The 16,207-nt window shown below is 71.2% G+C and carries 16 protein-coding genes; 10 read left to right on the top strand and 6 right to left on the bottom strand.

Translation table 11 applies throughout. From position 1 onward, the window contains the following. Positions 1-138: 138 nt before the first annotated feature. Positions 139-444 carry a 30S ribosomal protein S14 gene (gene rpsN, locus OHA73_RS01930; RefSeq protein WP_327653931.1) on the bottom strand — a complete coding sequence of 102 codons (306 nt, stop codon included), beginning with the start codon at positions 442-444 and terminating at the stop codon, positions 139-141. Continuing rightward, positions 444-680: a 50S ribosomal protein L28 gene (gene rpmB / locus OHA73_RS01935; RefSeq protein WP_266718003.1), complete on the bottom strand. Its 237-nt coding sequence runs from the start codon at positions 678-680 to the stop codon at positions 444-446. The genes rpsN and rpmB overlap by 1 nt, the downstream gene beginning before the upstream one ends. Before the next feature lie 83 nt (positions 681-763). On the opposite strand from rpmB, the gene rpmG reads away from it, so the two are divergent. The 4 genes from rpmG to rpsR all read left to right on the top strand — a co-directional run bounded on the left by rpmG (position 764) and on the right by rpsR (position 2,684). Beyond that, complete coding sequence (rpmG, locus tag OHA73_RS01940; RefSeq protein ID WP_266718001.1) at positions 764-928, top strand: 50S ribosomal protein L33; 165 nt, start codon at positions 764-766, stop codon at positions 926-928. An 88-nt stretch (positions 929-1,016) separates the two neighbouring features. Continuing rightward, on the top strand, positions 1,017-1,271 hold the full coding sequence (locus OHA73_RS01945) for a type B 50S ribosomal protein L31 (RefSeq protein ID WP_327653932.1): 255 nt from the start codon (positions 1,017-1,019) through the stop codon (positions 1,269-1,271). Then, positions 1,271-2,425, top strand: coding sequence for a CobW family GTP-binding protein (locus tag OHA73_RS01950; RefSeq protein ID WP_327653933.1), 1,155 nt, complete (start codon positions 1,271-1,273; stop codon positions 2,423-2,425). The genes OHA73_RS01945 and OHA73_RS01950 overlap by 1 nt, the downstream gene beginning before the upstream one ends. A 22-nt stretch (positions 2,426-2,447) precedes the next feature. After that, positions 2,448-2,684: a 30S ribosomal protein S18 gene (gene rpsR, locus OHA73_RS01955; RefSeq protein WP_327653934.1), complete on the top strand. Its 237-nt coding sequence runs from the start codon at positions 2,448-2,450 to the stop codon at positions 2,682-2,684. Positions 2,685-3,062: 378 nt separating this feature from the next. On the opposite strand, the gene OHA73_RS01960 is transcribed toward rpsR, so the two are convergent. Next, on the bottom strand, positions 3,063-3,851 hold the full coding sequence (locus tag OHA73_RS01960; protein ID WP_327653935.1) for a class II aldolase/adducin family protein: 789 nt from the start codon (positions 3,849-3,851) through the stop codon (positions 3,063-3,065). Beyond that, positions 3,848-4,861, bottom strand: coding sequence for a C-terminal binding protein (locus tag OHA73_RS01965; protein ID WP_327653936.1), 1,014 nt, complete (start codon positions 4,859-4,861; stop codon positions 3,848-3,850). The genes OHA73_RS01960 and OHA73_RS01965 overlap by 4 nt, the downstream gene beginning before the upstream one ends. Before the next feature lie 156 nt (positions 4,862-5,017). On the opposite strand from OHA73_RS01965, the gene OHA73_RS01970 reads away from it, so the two are divergent. The 3 genes from OHA73_RS01970 (at position 5,018) to OHA73_RS01980 (ending at position 9,360) form a co-directional block, all read left to right on the top strand. Then, positions 5,018-5,917, top strand: coding sequence for an Lrp/AsnC family transcriptional regulator (locus OHA73_RS01970; RefSeq protein WP_327653937.1), 900 nt, complete (start codon positions 5,018-5,020; stop codon positions 5,915-5,917). A gap of 238 nt (positions 5,918-6,155) precedes the next feature. Next, complete coding sequence (locus OHA73_RS01975) at positions 6,156-7,799, top strand: amidohydrolase (RefSeq protein WP_327653938.1); 1,644 nt, start codon at positions 6,156-6,158, stop codon at positions 7,797-7,799. A 214-nt stretch (positions 7,800-8,013) separates the two neighbouring features. Further along, positions 8,014-9,360, top strand: coding sequence for an MFS transporter (locus tag OHA73_RS01980; RefSeq protein ID WP_327653939.1), 1,347 nt, complete (start codon positions 8,014-8,016; stop codon positions 9,358-9,360). On the opposite strand, the gene OHA73_RS01985 is transcribed toward OHA73_RS01980, so the two are convergent. Then, entirely contained in the window at positions 9,357-9,947 is a 591-nt protein-coding gene (locus OHA73_RS01985) for a hypothetical protein (protein WP_266717977.1), read from the bottom strand. The two genes, OHA73_RS01980 and OHA73_RS01985, sit on opposite strands and share 4 nt — an antisense overlap. Beyond that, a complete protein-coding gene (locus OHA73_RS01990) occupies positions 9,947-11,041 on the bottom strand; it encodes a baeRF3 domain-containing protein (protein ID WP_327653940.1) in 1,095 nt (364 codons plus the stop codon). The genes OHA73_RS01985 and OHA73_RS01990 overlap by 1 nt, the downstream gene beginning before the upstream one ends. A gap of 182 nt (positions 11,042-11,223) precedes the next feature. Between OHA73_RS01990 and OHA73_RS01995 the strand changes: the two genes are divergently transcribed. Genes OHA73_RS01995 through OHA73_RS02005 form a run of 3 tightly spaced genes read left to right on the top strand, consistent with a single transcriptional unit; the run spans position 11,224 to position 16,189 of the window. Further along, a complete protein-coding gene (locus tag OHA73_RS01995; protein WP_267072418.1) occupies positions 11,224-12,675 on the top strand; it encodes a basic amino acid/polyamine antiporter in 1,452 nt (483 codons plus the stop codon). Positions 12,676-12,709: 34 nt separating this feature from the next. Beyond that, positions 12,710-13,972 (top strand): arginine deiminase, encoded by a 1,263-nt coding sequence (locus tag OHA73_RS02000; protein ID WP_327653941.1) that lies wholly within the window; start codon positions 12,710-12,712, stop codon positions 13,970-13,972. A gap of 30 nt (positions 13,973-14,002) precedes the next feature. Next, on the top strand, positions 14,003-16,189 hold the full coding sequence (locus OHA73_RS02005) for a hypothetical protein (RefSeq protein WP_327653942.1): 2,187 nt from the start codon (positions 14,003-14,005) through the stop codon (positions 16,187-16,189). The last annotated feature ends 18 nt before the right edge of the window (positions 16,190-16,207 follow it).

Genomic DNA, 16,207 nt, shown 5'->3' on the forward strand with positions numbered 1-16,207 from the left:
CCTCGGCTCGACGCACTCCGGTTTCACCCCATCGTCCGACGATCGGCCGTGCCGCGCCTGCTCTCGCACGCCATGCGGGCGACCACGCCGGGCGCGCGACCGGGCCGGAGCCCGTCCGGGCGCCCGGACGCGCCTGTGTCACCAGGAGGACTTGGTGACCCCCGGAAGGTGTCCCGCGTGCGCCTCCTCTCGCAGCCGCACGCGGGAGAGGCCGAATTTGCGCAGGTGCCCGCGCGGCCTGCCGTCCACGCTGTCGCGGTTGCGGACCCGCGTCGCGCTGGCGTCGCGCGGCTGCCGGCGCAGTTCGGCCAGGGCCGCGGCGCGCTCGGCCTCCGGGGTGCCCGGGCGCCGGACGATCTCCTTCAGCGCCGCGCGGCGGACGGCGTACCGCTCGACGATCGCCTTCCGCTTCTCGTTCTTCGCGATCTTGCTCTGCTTCGCCATCAGACCTTCCCCCCTCGCGCGCGGATCCGCGCGACCGCGGCCTCGACGCCGATGACGTCGACGGTCTTGACTCCCCTGGCGCTCAGGGTGAGCCGCACGCTGCGGCCCTCGCTGGGCAGCCAGTAGCGCTTGCGCTGGATGTTCGGGTCGAAGCGGCGCGAGGTGCGCCGGTGCGAGTGGGAGATGCGGTTGCCGAAGCGCGGTGCGGCTCCGGTCAGTTGGCAGTGGGCGGACATGCGGTCCCTCTCCGTTCGTCCTGTGTCGTGCGTGACCATGGCCCCGTTATTGAACATGGAAACCATTGCCATATAGTAGCGGCATGGCACGCAACGAACTGCGCCCGATCGTCAAACTCCGCTCCACGGCAGGCACGGGCCACACCTACGTCACCCGCAAGAACCGCAGGAACAACCCGGACCGCCTGGTCCTGCGCAAGTACGACCCCGTGATCGGCCGGCACGTCGACCACCGCGAAGAACGCTGAGCGTCGGCCCCCGCACAACCACTCGAACCACTCGCACCACTTGAAGCACTTGAAGCACTTGAAGCACTTGAATCACCTGGAGTCCGCCATGAAGCCCGGCATCCACCCGACCTACCGGCCCGTTGTCTTCCGCGACAAGGCCGCCGGATTCGCCTTCCTGACCCGTTCCACGCTCACCACCGACCGCACGGTCGAGTGGGGGGACGGCCAGACCTACCCCGTGTACGACGTCGAGGTCTCCTCGGCGAGCCACCCCTTCTACACCGGCACCGCCCGCGTCATGGACACCGCGGGACGGGTCGAGCGCTTCGAGCGCCGCTTCGGCCGCCGAGGGGACCGGTGATGGGCGGCCACGACCGGCTGCCCGTCGTGATCGTCGGCGGCCTGCACAGCGAAGCGCGCCGGGAGGTGGTGCGGGGCCTGCTCGACGCGGTGCCGTCCAGCGTGGCCCTCCACCACGACCTCGGCACCGCCCCGTCGGGGACCGTGACCCGCACGATCCGGGACTCGTCCGGTGAACTCGGCCGCGGGGAGGCGCCGTTGGTCAACGACTGCGCCTGCTGCGCCCTGCGCGAGGACCTCGTGCCGGAGCTCGAACGCCTCGCGGCCGACGGGCTGACCCGCCTCGCCGTCGTGGAACTGTGGGACTCCGTCGAGCCACAGGCCATGGCGGATGTCGTCGCCGCGCACGGTGCGCCGGCGCTGCAGCTGACCGGCGTCGTCACGGCCGTCGACCCCGCGCTCGTCCTCCCCTACCTGGGCAACGGGGACGACCTCGCCGAGGCCGGACTCGCGGCGGCCGCGAGCGATCAGCGTACGGTCGCGGACACCTGGGCCCGGCAGCTGGAGTACGCCTCCGTCGTCGCCGTCACCGAGAGCCCGGAGGCGGACGAGGAGGACCGGGCCCTGCTCGCCCAGCTGCACCCGACGGGGCGGCAGGTGCCGGCCCGGTCGACCGAACTGGCCCGGCTCGTCCTCGCCGGGTTCGACGTCGAGGCGGCGCGCACCGCCCAGCACCCGGCCAGCGCCCGGCTGCCGCAGGAGGCGGAGGAAGCCGGGGTCGGCACCCTCGTATGGCACCGCCACCGGCCGTTCCATCCGCAGCGGCTGTTCGACGCCCTGGAGGACCTGTGCTGCGCCGCGGCCCGCAGCCGGGGGCGGTTCTGGCTCGCCGACCGGCCCGACACCCTGCTGTCCTGGGACGCGGCGGGCGGCGCCCTGGGCGTCGACGACTGCGGGCCCTGGCTGCACTCACTGCCCGACGCCGCCTGGGAGTTGGTGCCGCCCGAGCGGCGCGCGGCGGCGGCCATGGACTGGCACCCGGAGCACGGCGACCGCTGCCAGCACCTCGTGTTCACCTCCCCCGCCCTCGACCGCGAAGGACTGACCGCGCTCCTCGACTCCTGCCTGCTCACCGACGACGAGTACCGCGCTGGCCCAGCCGGTTGGAGCCGGCTCCCCGCCGCCTTCGACCCGCTCCTCGACCCCGCACGCTGACCCTCCGAAAGGAAGAACCGACATGCCCCGTTCCCGTACTCCGCGCAAGCCCGCCAAGCCGCGCCCGAACCCGCTCGACGCGGCCGGCATCACCTACGTCGACTACAAGGACACCGACCTGCTGCGCCAGTTCATCTCCGACCGCGGCAAGATCCGCAGCCGCCGCGTCACCCGCCTCACGGTGCAGCAGCAACGCCAGGTGAGCGCCGCCATCAAGAACGCCCGCGAGATGGCACTGCTGCCGTACGGGAACAGGTGACCGGGGCGGCCGCGGCGCCACTCAGCCCTCCGACGCTGCCAGCCATGCCGGCGTGGCCACGGGATCCGTGCCGCCGATCCCTCAGTACGTGAAGGGAACGCCGAAGCGTCTCGAACTCCGGTGTGCCGGCGGCGGTCTGCGCGGTGGCGGTCGAGGCGTGGGGAAGGCCCGTCGCCTCGGCCACCGGCAGGGCGTCCATGTCGGCGCGGAGCAGCACCGTGGGGCCCTCGCCGCCGCGCAGCACGCGGATCAGGCCGATGCCGCCGACGCCCTCTCCTCAAGTCCCTTGAGGACGGTGTCGGTTGCGCGGGTCACGAAGGGGTCCCTTCACCTGGGGGCGTCCCTTCAGTACAACCCGGCCCCGGCACCGCCGCACGCTCACTCCTTGTAGTCCGGCGCGATCCGCTCCACGAGCCGCAGCAGCGCGCCCCAGGCCAGGTCGTACGCGATGTCGTCCTCGACGTCCGAGGACGCCTCGCCCTCGCCGGTGAGCTGCTGGGCGGTGTACTCGCAGACCTGCTCGGACGGGATGATCAGCTGTCCGCCCGCCTGGGCGGTGACCTGGATCTCGCAGGCCTTCTCCAGGTAGTACATGCGCAGGAACGCCGACTTGGCGCTCTCCCCGACGGTCAGCAGGCCGTGGTTGCGCAGGATCAGCGCCGGGTGGGTGCCGAGGTCCTCGACGAGGCGCTCCTGCTCGGCGAAGTTGAGGGCGACGCCCTCGTAGTCGTGGTAGCCGACGCGGTTGTGGAACTCCATCGACATCTGGTTGACGGGCAGCAGCCCGCCCTGCTGCGCGGCGACGGCACAGCCGGCCTTGGTGTGCGTGTGCAGCACGCAGTGGGCGTCCGGGCGGGCCTTGTGGATCGCGCTGTGGATCATGAAGCCGGCCGGGTTGACGGGGTGCGGGCTCGGCTCGACCGCGTTGCCGTCGAGGTCGATCTTGACGAGGTTCGAGGCGGTGATCTCCTCGAAGAGCAGGCCGTAGGGGTTGATCAGGAAGTGGTTGTCCGGACCCGGGATGCGCTGCGAGATGTGCGTGAAGATCAGGTCGGTCATGCGGAAGTGCGCGACCAGGCGGTAGACGGCGGCCAGTTCGCGGCGCAGGCGCAGCTCCTCCTGGGCGGCGTCGTCGGCCGTGACGGGGGCGGTGAGGGTGTCGGTCACGCGAGTGCTCCTTGCGTACGAGAGGCGTTACGAGGGGTGGGGTCGACGACGGGGGTGTGCGGGCGTCCGTTGGCCCACCAGGCGATGACGTTGCGCGCGGGCTCGGTGACGTAGGCGCGCAGCGAGGCGTCGGAGAGGAAGGCGCTGTGCGGGGAGAGCAGCAGGCGCGGGTGGCTGCGCAACCGGTCGTCCGGCGCGGGCGGTTCGACGGGGAAGACGTCGAGGGCGGCGCCCGCGAGGTGGCCGCCGTCGAGGGCGGCGAGCAGGGCGTCCGGGTCGACGAGGTCGCCTCGCGAGACGTTGACGAGGACGCTGCCGGGGCGCATGCGGGCCAGCAGATCGGCGTCGACCATCCCCCTGGTCTGCGGGGTCGACGGGACGTGCAGCGACAGGACGTCGGCGCGCTCCACGAGCGTGTCCAGGTCGAGGCGTTCGACACCCTCGGGCCAGTCCGTGGCGCGCGGGTCGTGCGCGGCGACCTTGCCGAAGAGGGGCGCGGCGAGGCGGGCGAGGGTGCGGGCGATGCGGCCCATGCCGACCAGACCGAGCGTCAGCTCGCTGGCCCGACGCGGCACTTCGTGCAGTTCGGTGTTCCAGCCGCCGGAGCGGACGACGGCGTCGGCCTGCGGGAGGCGGCGGGTCAGCGCGAGCGCCTGGGCGAGGGCGTGCACGGCGACGTCCTCGGTCGCGGAGTGCGGCAGGTTCGCCAGCCAAAGACCGCGCCGCTCCACCTCCGCGACATCGATCATGTCGTAGCCCGCCGACATGGTGGCGATCATCCGCACCTTGGGCGTGCGGTCGAGCAGGTCCGCGTCCACGCGCGCGTACCCGACGATCAGCGCGTCGGCGTCGTACGCGGCGGCGCCGATCGCCTCCGGGTCCCGGCTGCCGACCACCCGCACCTCCCAGCCGGCATCGACGAGGAGACGGACACCCGGCTCGGGGTCCAGCTCCTCGGTGTCGCTGATCACGACGACGGGTCGCGGCACACCATCCTCCAGGGCACTCATAAATGATTCGATCGACTTACGGGAACGAAACCTACGTTTCGACTGCCACACTTGTCCAGACCGAACGAGACGGTCGCCCATCCGGTGACCGACAATGATCGGGCGCCCGGCCGGTCCACGGCCTGGCCGCAACCGAACCGCCGAGGGGAACAGCACGTGGATCTCGACGAGACCGACCTGCGCATCGTGCGCGAGCTGCAGAGCGACGGCCGCCTCACGTACGAGACGCTGGCGCAGCGGGTGGGCCTGTCCCGGCCCGCGGCACGGATGCGCGTGCAGCGGCTCCAGGAGTCGGGCGCCGTACGGGTCGTCGCGATCGTGCACCCGGCTGTGCGCGACCTTTCGGCCTCCGCACATCTGGCGATCGACACCGAAGGACCCGCGGGCCCGGCCGCCCGCGCGATCGCCGCGCTGCCCGAGGCGCCGTTCGTGACGCTGACGAGCGGGCGGCGCGCCATCATGACGGAGCTGCGCACGGCGGGCTTCGGCGCGCTCGACCGGACCATCGAGGAGATCCGGAGGCTCCCGGGCGTACGCGCGGTGGACGCACTCGTCGCGACCCGCCACGTGAAGGACCCCTACCTCCTCACACAGGAACCGACCGTGAGCGCGCTCGACGCGATGGACGAGCGGATCCTCGCCGAACTGGAGGAGGACGGCCGCCTCGCGTTCGCCGAACTCGCCGCGCGCGTCGGCCTGTCGGCGGGCGCGACCCGCGCGCGCACCCTGCGCCTGTTGGAGGGCGGGGTCGCCAAGGTGGTGGCCCTGGTCCGCCCCGACGTGCTCGGCATGGGCTACCTGTGCGGGTTCAGCCTGCGGGTCGACGGCGCGGCGGCAGACGTCGCCGAACGGGTCGCCGCCTTCGAGCGCGTGACGTTCCTGTCGACGTGCCTGGGCGGCGCCGAGCTGGTCGGCACGATCACCGCGGAGTCGTTCGCGGCGGTGCGCACCACGCTCGAGGAGATGCGTGAACTACCCACCGTGCGGGAGGTGGAGAGCTGGCTCCACCTCGAACTGATCAAGGAGCGCTACGACCTGGGGCCGCGCACGGACTGACCCTGGGGACGGGCCATGCGGACCGATCACACGGATCGACCACAAGGACCGACCACGCGGACCGATCAACGGTCCGTACCGGGACGCACAGTCGATACGTAACCCAACCGGCGATTCGACTTTACAAACATTCTTGGCCGGACCCTCTGGTCAATCAGTCGTTCGCTATCTATGGTTCAGCGAGCCGAATCGTCTGTCGGCACACCCCCGTACGTTCCCGGTCGAAAGCAGGCCTGCCATGCCCCGCTCCCCCGAGCACACGCTCCTCGTCACCGGCGCCGCCGTAGCCGCCGCCGGCACCACCGTCCGGGCCGAGGCCCTCGCCGTCCGCGGCGAGCGCATCGTGCACGTCGGCACCGTCGAGGAGGCCCGCGCCGCGCTCGGCGGCCGGGTCGACGAGGAGCTGACGCTCGACGGCGGCCTCGTCCACCCCGGCTTCGTCGACGCCCACTGCCACCCGGTCATGTACGGGCAGGCGCTCGCGTGGGTCGACCTGCGCCCCGAGCGCGTACCGGACATCGACACGCTCGTCGAGGTGCTGACCGAGGCGGCCCGCGAGCTGCCCGCGGGCGTCCCGGTGCGCGGCTTCGGCTACGAGCACCGGCGCCTCGCCGAGGGCCGCCACCCCAGCTGCCACGACCTGGACCGCGTCGCCGACGACCGCGAGGTCTACGTCATGAACGCCTCCGGACACGGCGGCGTCGTCAACTCCCATACGCTGCGCACCTGCCGGATCACCGCCGGCACGCCGTCGCCCGAGGGCGGCAGCATCGGCCACTTCGAGAACGGGGAGCCCGACGGACAGCTGTGGGACGCCGCCTGCGACCTGCTCACCGGGCCTGCCGGCGTGAAGATCGGCAACCACGGACCGAACTTCCACCTCTCCGAGCCCGAAGACATCATGGCCGACCATCTGCTGCGCGCCCAGGAGGTGTTCCTCGCCGCCGGTGTCACCACGATCGGCGACGCGCAGGTCTCGCGGCGCGAGATGGAGACGTATCTGCGGGCGCGGTCGGACGGTTCGCTGCGCATGCGTGTGTCCGCCTATCTCACCTCGGCGTTGCTCGACACTGCTCTGGAGCTGGGCGCTGTGCGCGGCTTCGGCGACGACCTGTTCCGCATCCAGGGCGTGAAGTTCTACGCCGACGGCACGCTCGGCGGCTGGACCGCGTACTTCCCCGAGGGTTACGCCGCCGACTGCTGCCACCACGGGCAGCTGTACCACTCGTTCGAGGAGTACGCGGAGATCGTCCGCCGTGCCCACGCCGCCGGTCTGCAGACCGCGACGCACGCCCAGTCCCCGTACGCCATCGGCATGGTGCTCGACGCGATCGAGAAGGCGCAGGCCGACCGGCCGCGTAACGACATGCGTCACCGCGTGGAGCACTCCGGTCTGCCGACCGACGAGCAGATCGAGCGGATGGGCGCGCTCGGCGTCGTCCCCGTCATGCAGCCGCAGCACCATCTGCGCACCGGCGACGGCACGTTGACCGCGATCGGTGAGATGGGGCACCGCTACAACCCGGCGGGCCGCTGCCCCGGGGCCGGTGTGCCGGTCGTCTTCTCCTCGGACGCGCCGGTCGCGCCGCCCGCGCCGCTGGAGGCGGTGTCCGCGGCGGCCACGCGGCGGACGGTGCTCGGCACGGTCCTCGGTGACGAGTCGCTGCGGCTGCCGGTCGAGGCCGGTCTGCATGCGCACACTGGGGCGGCGGCGAGTGCGCTGCACCGTGAGCACGAGGTGGGTGCGCTCGCGCCCGGCATGCTCGCCGACTTCTGCGTCCTCGATGCGGATCCGCTGACCGTGGCCGCGGATGAGCTGGCCGGGATCCGGGTGCGGGAGACGTGGATCGGCGGCAGCCGGGTGTGGTCGCTTCGCGGGTAGCCGGGGTTGGGGTCGGGCCGGCCGCGCCGTGGTTGGCCCGGGCCCCATGGCGCGCCACACCGTGGCTGGGGTTGCGCAGTTCCCCGCGCCCCTGAGGGCACCGGCCTGCGCCACCCCGCAACTCTTGGTCGCCCTCACCCCGCATCTCAGGGGCATACCGCCCCACGTTTGAGCACGTCCTGTCCCCGACCGCACTCATTCGCCGGAGGTCCCCTTGACGGACCGCACCACGTCCCGCTCGCCGCAGAGTCCGTTCAGGACGGCGTTCGCCGCTCTGTCCGGTACGTCCATCGAGTGGTACGACTTCTACGCCTTCGCCACCGCCGCGGCGATCGTGTTCAACGACGTCTTCTTCCCCGCCGATATGCCGACGGCACTGAAGACGATCTCGTCCTTCGCGACCTTCGCCGTCGGCTTCCTGCTGCGTCCGCTCGGCGGCATCGTCTTCGGGCACATCGGCGACCGCGTCGGCCGCAAGAAGACGCTCGTCATCACGCTCCTGATGATGGGCATCGCCTCGTTCGCGATCGGCCTGCTGCCGACGTACGACCAGGTCGGCGTCCTCTCCCCCATTCTGCTGATCACGCTGCGCCTCATCCAGGGCATCGCGATCGGCGGCGAGTGGGGCGGCGCCGTGCTCATCGCCGTCGAGAACGCGCCCAAGGGCAAGGCCACCTTCTTCGGCTCGTTCGCCCAACTCGGCTCGTCCGTCGGCGCGTTGCTGTCGACCGGCATGTTCAGCCTCATGAACCTCTTCGGCGACTCCGCGTTCAACAGCTGGGGCTGGCGCGTGCCGTTCCTCGCCTCCGCGGTCCTCGTCGCCATCGGCCTGGTGGTGCGCACCAAGCTGGAGGACTCCCCGGTGATGGACGACATCCACGCCGCCGAGGCCGAGAAGGACACACCGAGCCGGCTGCCCGTCGCCGAGGTGCTGCACAAGGACTGGAAGACGGTCCTGACCGGCGTCTTCGCGCTGGCCACCGCGACCGGCGGCTACTACGTGGTGACCAGCTATCTGCTCTCGTACGGCACCGGCTCGCTGCACCTGTCGGAGTCGATGCTGCTCAACGGCCTCTCGCTGGCCGCGTTCCTGGAACTCGTGGTCACCCCGCTGCTCGCGCTGCTCGGTGACAAGGTGGGCGCGCACAAAGTCGTCGTCGCGGGTCTCGCCGGTGTCGTACTCCTTTCGATCCCGCAGTTCATGGTGCTCGGCGGCGGCAGCGTCGTGCTGATCTATCTGATGATGCTGGCGATGCGCCTGGTGATGTCGGCGCTGTACGGGCCGATGGCCGCGATCCTGGCCGACGGCTTCGCCCCGCACGTGCGCTACACCGGCATCTCGCTCTCCTACCAGGTCTGCAACATGATCTTCGCGGGCTTCGCCCCGGTCGCCGCGGTCTGGCTGTCGTCCCTGGCCGGCGGGGCGTACTGGCCGCCGGCCGCCGCGCTGATGGTGGTCTCCGCCATCGGCATCTGGTGCACGCTGCGGCTGCGGGTCCACTTCGAGCGCCGGGTCGCGGCCGTGGACTCGACCGCGACCCAGGAGAAGGTGCCCGTCTAGTAGCGCTGGGCCTTCGCCACACTCGCCTTGAGATGCGGCTCGGGGGGCTTGGTGCTGATCGCCAGCGGCTGCGCCCTGTCCCCCGCCTTCAGGTCCTCGGCTCCGACGACCTTCGACTCGACCACCTTGCCGTCGGAGTCGCTGAAGTCGACCTGAACCGCGTACGAGGCGGTCTTGTCGGTGGTGTTGGTGATGTGGACGACGACGGCGCGCACGCCCTTCGTGTCCGCGAGGCGCTTGCCGGTGAGCTCGACGTCGCGCACCGCGTTGCCCTGCCCCTCGGCCTTGTCCAGCTGCTTGGTGAACTCCTGCCGCTTGCGCTCCAGGTTGGCCGAGACGGATGCCTCGAACGAACTGGCCCGCGCCGAGGCCGACTTGGCGACCTCGGAGGTGGAGGCCTTGATCGACGCCTTCTTCGAGGCCAGCGCCGAGGGCGGCGTACCGGAGAACCTCGACGCGTCCGGTGAGGTGGGCCGCGCGCTGGCGCTCGCGCCCGTGTCCTGCTCGTTCCCTGAGCCGCATGCCGCGAGCGCCAGCACACCCGCCAGCGCGCAGGCGATCGGCGCGATCGTCGTCCGCCCGCGCATCAGAACCTCAACACCGCGGCGACGCGCCCGGCGTCCGCGAGGGTGTCGTCGGGGACGAACACCACCTCCGCGCCGGTCTCCAGGGCGGACTCGACGACTTCGTCGACGATGTCGTGCACGGCGTCCAGATCGTCGTCTGCGGCCGGTTCCAGGTGGCCGTCGCCGGCCCGCACCGTGATCCGGTAGTTCTCCTCGACGACGAGGCGGCGGATCCGGCCGTCCTGGGCCTCCTGCCACACCTCGTCCACGCCCGCCGCGTACTTCCGCTCGCCGCGCGCCTGCTCCAGTTGATCGAGCGCCTCGGCGACGACCAGCCGCGCCGCTTCGTCCCGGGCCGGGGCCACGGCCTGCGCGACCTCCTCCGGGGTGCCCTGCGCGAGCCCGCCGACCGACACCTCGATCGCACCCTGCGCGGCGCTGCCGACCTCCGTCAAAAGGGTCAGTGCGGCCGACTCGCCGGTGACGTAGAGCGGCCTCGGTTCCTCGCCGAGCACATCGCTCAGCTCGGTGTCTGCGTCCCGGAAGAACTGCCGGGTCTGCTCGTCGCGGAACGTGCTGGGCAGGTCGCCGACGCGCTCCTTGCGTTCGGCGTCCGGGTCCTCGAGGCTGCGGGTCAGCGGGAAGCCGTGCTCCGTGTTCTCGGTGACGCTGTCGCCGCGGCCGTCCCACAGCGTGATCCGGTCGGCGGCCAGGGCCAGCACCCAGTAGGGGCGCCGTGCGGCGTCGGCGGCGACCAGGTTCCGGGTCAGGAAGGTGTCCGCGACCACGACCCGCTCGGGGACCCTGCGGTCGACGACCCAGGCATGGTGCTCGCCCGGCGCCGCGAAGACGATGAGGCCGTCGCGCACCTCGGCGGGATCGACCTCCTGGACCGCGGCCCGCAGCTGCGCGACGACGTCCTCCTGACGCTCCTTGGTCACCGCGGGATCCGCCCCCAGCTGGCGCTCCGCCTCGCTGACGAGGTTGCCGAGCCGGACCGGGTCCTGCTCGTTCTCCGGTCGTCGCCGATGGGTGGGCATCGCCAGGGACACGGCGGGATAGGAGCGCGGCTCGCGCAGCTCCCGAAGGATCACCGGGGTCAATGAGGATTGCATGGCTGCTTGTCCTTCTCCTGAGACGGCTCGCACCATGCTGCCCACAACTCGCACAATCGGCCATTTGGAATGAACACCTTGTGACACCGGAACGCCCCCAAAAGGTGCACCTCTCAACATGTTGGTAGAAAACTGTTCCCCGAGCGTCCCAGCTCCCCCGCACCGCAACCGAAGGGGACGTGATGGAGCAGCAGGTCTCTACGGAGTCCCAGACCTCCCCACCGCCCGCGAAACTGGCCCTGTTCACCCTCACCACCATGGTCATCGGCTCCATGGTCGGCGCCGGGGTGTTCTCCCTCCCTGCCCGTTTCGCCGAGCAGACGGGGGTGGCGGGAGCGCTCATCTCCTGGGCGATCGCCGGTACCGGCATGCTCATGCTCGCCTTCGTCTTCCAGTCCCTCGCCGTGCGCAGGCCCGATCTGGACGCGGGCGTCTACGCCTACGCCAAGGCGGGCTTCGGCGAGTACGTCGGCTTCTTCTCCGCCTTCGGCTACTGGGCCAGCTCGTGCGTGGGCAACGTGACGTACTGGGTGCTGATCATGTCGACGGTCGGCACGATCTGGTCCAGCCTCGGCGAGGGCGACACCGCGCTCGCCGTGATCCTCTCCTCCGTGGGCCTGTGGGCGTTCTTCCTGATGATCCGCCGCGGTGTGAAGGAGGCCGCGGCGATCAACAGGATCGTCACCGTGGCGAAGGTCGTGCCGATCGTCATCTTCGTGATCCTGGCGCTCGTCTTCTTCGATCCGAGCGCGTTCGCCGAGAACTGGGGCGGCGCCGACTACGCCGGCTCCCTGTTCAGCCAGGTCAAGGGCACGATGCTGGCCACCGTCTTCGTCTTCCTCGGCGTGGAGGGCGCCAGCGTCTACTCGCGGCACGCCAAGCGCCGCGAGGACGTCGGCAGGGCCACGATCCTCGGCTTCCTCAGCGTCTTCGCCATCTTCGCCTCCGTCGTGATCGTCAGTTACGGGATCATGCCGATGAGCGAGATCGCCGAGCTGCGCCAGCCGTCCATGGCGGGGGTCCTGGAGGAGGCGGTCGGCACCTGGGGCAAGGTCTTCATCAGCGTCGGCCTCATCGTGTCCGTGCTCGGCGCCTATCTGGCCTGGACGCTGATGGCCGCCGAGGTGCTGTTCGTCGCCGCGAAGGACGACGACATGCCGCGCTTCCTGCGCCGCGCCAACGCCGCGGACGTGCCGGTGCCCGCCCTGCTGATGACCACGATCCTGACCCAGGTCGTGCTCGTCGTCACCGCGTTCTCCGACGACGCCTTCAACTTCGCGCTCGACCTGACCAGCGCCCTGTCCCTGATCCCGTATCTGCTGGCGGCCGCGTTCGCCGCGAAGATCGGCATGCGCGCCGATCCGCTCACCGCGGGCGGCCGCACCTCGAACCGTGAACTGACCATCGCGTGGGTGGCCGTGATCTACACGGCGTTCCTGCTGTACGCGGCGGGGCTGAAGTTCGTCCTCGTCTCGCTGATCTTCTACGCCCCCGCCACCATCCTCTTCGTGATGGCCCGCCGCGAGCAGGGCCGCCGCCTGTTCTCGCCGCGTGAGTTCGTCATCCTCGCCGTCTCCGTCATCGGCGCGGTGATCGGCATCGTCGCCCTGGCCGCCGGCTGGATCAGCCTGTGACCACCCGTCCCACCCCCGCCCCGGGAGGCACCCCGTGACCGACCCCGACAGCTCCGCTCCCGTCCCGTACGGCGTCCACTCCGAGGTGGGCCGGCTGCGCAAGGTCCTCGTCTGCGCGCCGGGGCTCGCGCACCGCAGGCTGACCCCGACCAACGCGGACGACCTGCTCTTCGACGACGTGATGTGGGTGGAGAACGCCCAGCGCGACCACGCCGACTTCGTCAACAAGCTGCGCGGGCGCGGCGTCGAGGTCGTCGAACTGCACGAGCTGCTCGCGGAGACGATGGCGATCCCGGAGGCGAAGTCCTGGCTCCTGGACCGGAAGATCGTCGCCAATCAGGTCGGGCTCGGCCTGATCGACGACACCCGGGCGTTCCTGGAGGACCTCGATCACCGGCAGCTCGCCGAGTACCTCATCGGCGGGCTCGCCACCACCGATCTGCCCGACGACTACCGCTCCCCGTACGTGTCCCTGGCGCGCGAATCCACCGGTGTGCGCGAGTACTTGATGCCGCCGCTGCCCAACACCCTCTACACCCGCGACACCACGTGCTGGCTGTATGGCGGCCTCACCCTCAATCCGCTGTACTGGCCCGCGCGGCACGACGAGACGCTACTGATGAAAGCCGTGTACGAGTTCCACCCGGACTTCGCGGGCTCGACCGTGTGGTGGGGCGATCCCGAACAGGACTGGGGGCAGGCGAGCTTCGAGGGCGGCGACATCATGCCCGTCGGCAAGGGCGTCGTCCTGATGGGCATGAGCGAGCGCACCTCGCGGCAGGCCATCACGCAGGTCGCTGCCTCCCTGTTCGAGCGCGGCGCCGCCGAGCGCGTCATCGTCGCCGGGATGCCGAAGCTGCGCTCCGCCATGCACCTGGACACCGTCTTCACCTTCGCCGACCGCGACATCGTCACGCTCTACCCGAAGATCATGGACGCGGTGCACACGTTCTCGCTGCGCCCCAGCGACAAGGCGCCGGGCCTGGAGATCACCGACGAGGGCTCGGCCGCGTTCACCGACGTCGTCGCGAAGGCCCTGGGCATCGGCGACCTCCAGGTGATCGAGACGGGCGGCGACGTGTACGCGTCCGAGCGCCAGCAGTGGGACAGCGGCAACAACGCGGTCGCCCTCGAACCCGGCGTGGTCTTCACCTACGACCGCAACACCCAGACGAACACGCTGCTGCGCAAGGCGGGTGTCGAGGTCATCACCATCGTCGGCGCCGAACTCGGCCGGGGGCGCGGCGGCGGCCACTGCATGACCTGCCCCATCATCAGGGACCCGCTCGACTACTGAGAAGGACCCGGGACCGGTACCGTCGACGCCATGGAGAAGGGCACGCTCCATACGCTGCTCCGCGCCGTGGCCCTCGTCGTGGCCGCTGCCGCCACGCTGACCGTGTGCGTCACGGCCACCGTCCGCGGCACGCTGCTCGACCCCGGCTTCCACGCCGCGGTCCTCGACGAGCAGCACGCCTACGACCGGCTCTACAACGAGGTCCTGGTGGACCCGGAGGCCTCCCCGGTCACCCGCGACCTGCTGGCCCGGCTCGCGGTGCCGGAGGCCCAGATCACCTCCAACATCAAGCTGGTCCTGCCGCCGGACACGCTGCGCGACCTGACCCGGCAGCAGATCGACGCGGTGGTCGGCTATCTGAACGGCGACCGTGACGACCTGCGCCTCGTCGTCGACCTGCGCCCGGTCCTCGCCAATCTCGACGGCCTCGCGCACACCTACTTCGGCGATCTCGTCGCGGGCGTCCAGAACCGGTCCGAGCCCGACTTCGACCGGTTCCGGGCGACGCTCGCCGACGAGGTGCGAGAACTGGCCGCCGGGCGGGCGCCCGAAGGCCTGCCGCAGCTGCCGCTGACGCCGGACCAGGCGGGCCGCGTCGCCGACACGCTGCTCGCCCTCGTACCGGCCGGGGAGCGCGCGGAACTGCGACCGGAGGTCGAGACGGCGCTCGCGGACGGGGACGTCGGCACCGCGCTCGCCGCCGTCGCCCCGGCCACCGTCACGGACCGCGTCCAGGGCGCCGCGGCCCAGCTCCGGACGCTCGTCGACGGCGGCACCTGGGACCTGACCGACACCCTCGAGGCGTCCGGCAACGATCTCTCGGGCCTGCACGAGGCGCGCCCGTACACGGCGGTCGGCCTCGGGGTGCTCGAAGTCGTCGCGGCGGTACTGCTGTTGCTGTCCCTCACGGCGCTGTGGCTGCTCGGTCCGCAGCAGCCGGGGCGCCGGCTGATCCTGCTCGGGATTCCCTTGGTGGCGGGCGGGGTGCTCGCCGCGCTGGCCGCCTGGGTGACGCGCCTGGTCACGGACGGGCAGCTCGTGGCGCCTCCCGACTCGTGGCCGCCGAGCCTCACCCGCCTCGTCGACGACGTGCAGCGCGCCGCCGTCGGTCACCTCACCAGCACGGCGCTGTGGGCCGCACTCGTCCCGGTACTCGCCGGAGCGCTGCTCGCCGGGGTCGGCCTACTCGCCCGCTCGGAGCGGGTGGGCCGGGTCCCGCGGGTGGCGCGGGAGCGGCTCGGGTCGCCGCGGCGGGCGGTCGGCCTGGGGTTCGGGGCGACGTGCCTGGCGGTCGCGGGGATGGTGCTGATGCCGCTGGCCGCCTCCCCCGCGGCGGCCCGCGAGTGCGAGGGCAGCACCGAGCTGTGCGACCGCCCCTATGACGAGGTCGCGTATCTGACCTCGCACAATGCGATGTCGACGACCGCCGACCACTTCATCGGGCCGCTGCAGGACCCGCCCATCAGCACGCAGCTGGACCACGGGGTGCGCGCGATGCAGCTGGACACCTACCGCTGGGAGACTCCCGAGGAGATCACCGAGCGTCTGGACAACTCCGACTTCACGGCCGAGCAGCAGGCGCTGGTGAGGTCCGCGGTCAACCGGATCAATCCGCCGCGCAAGGGGCTGTGGCTGTGCCACGCGGTGTGCAGGGCCGGGGCGATCTCCCTGGTGCCGACGCTGCGCGAGATCGGCGACTGGATGAAGGACCACCCGAACGAAGTGGTCACCCTGATCGTCCAGGACGCGATCTCCGCCGAGGACACCCGAAAGGCCTTCCACCAGGCCGGGTTGGACAAGCTGGTCCACCGTCCCGACGCCGATCCGGCGAAGCCCTGGCCGACGCTCGGCGAGATGATCGACAGCGGCCGCCGCCTGGTCGTCTTCGCCGAGAAGGCGGACACCCCGGCCTCCTGGTACCGCAACTTCTACCGCTACGGCATGGAGACGCCGTTCTCCTTCCGCTCCCCGGACCAGATGAGCTGCGTCCCCCACCGCGGCGGCGACGACAAACGGCTGTTCCTCCTCAACCACTTCATCACCAACAACGGCGGCAGCCGCATCGACGCGGGCGAGGTCAACGCCCGCCGCTACGTCCTCGACCGGGCGCACCGCTGCGAACGCGAGCGCGGCAGGCCGGTGAACTTCGTCGCCGTGGACTACGCGACGATCGGGGACGCGCAGGGCGCGGTGGACGCGCTCAACGAGGGCCGCTGACCGGCTCCGGCACCGCCG

Origin of the sequence: Streptomyces sp. NBC_00483 (assembly GCF_036013745.1) — a bacterium.
Lineage (GTDB): Bacteria > Actinomycetota > Actinomycetes > Streptomycetales > Streptomycetaceae > Streptomyces.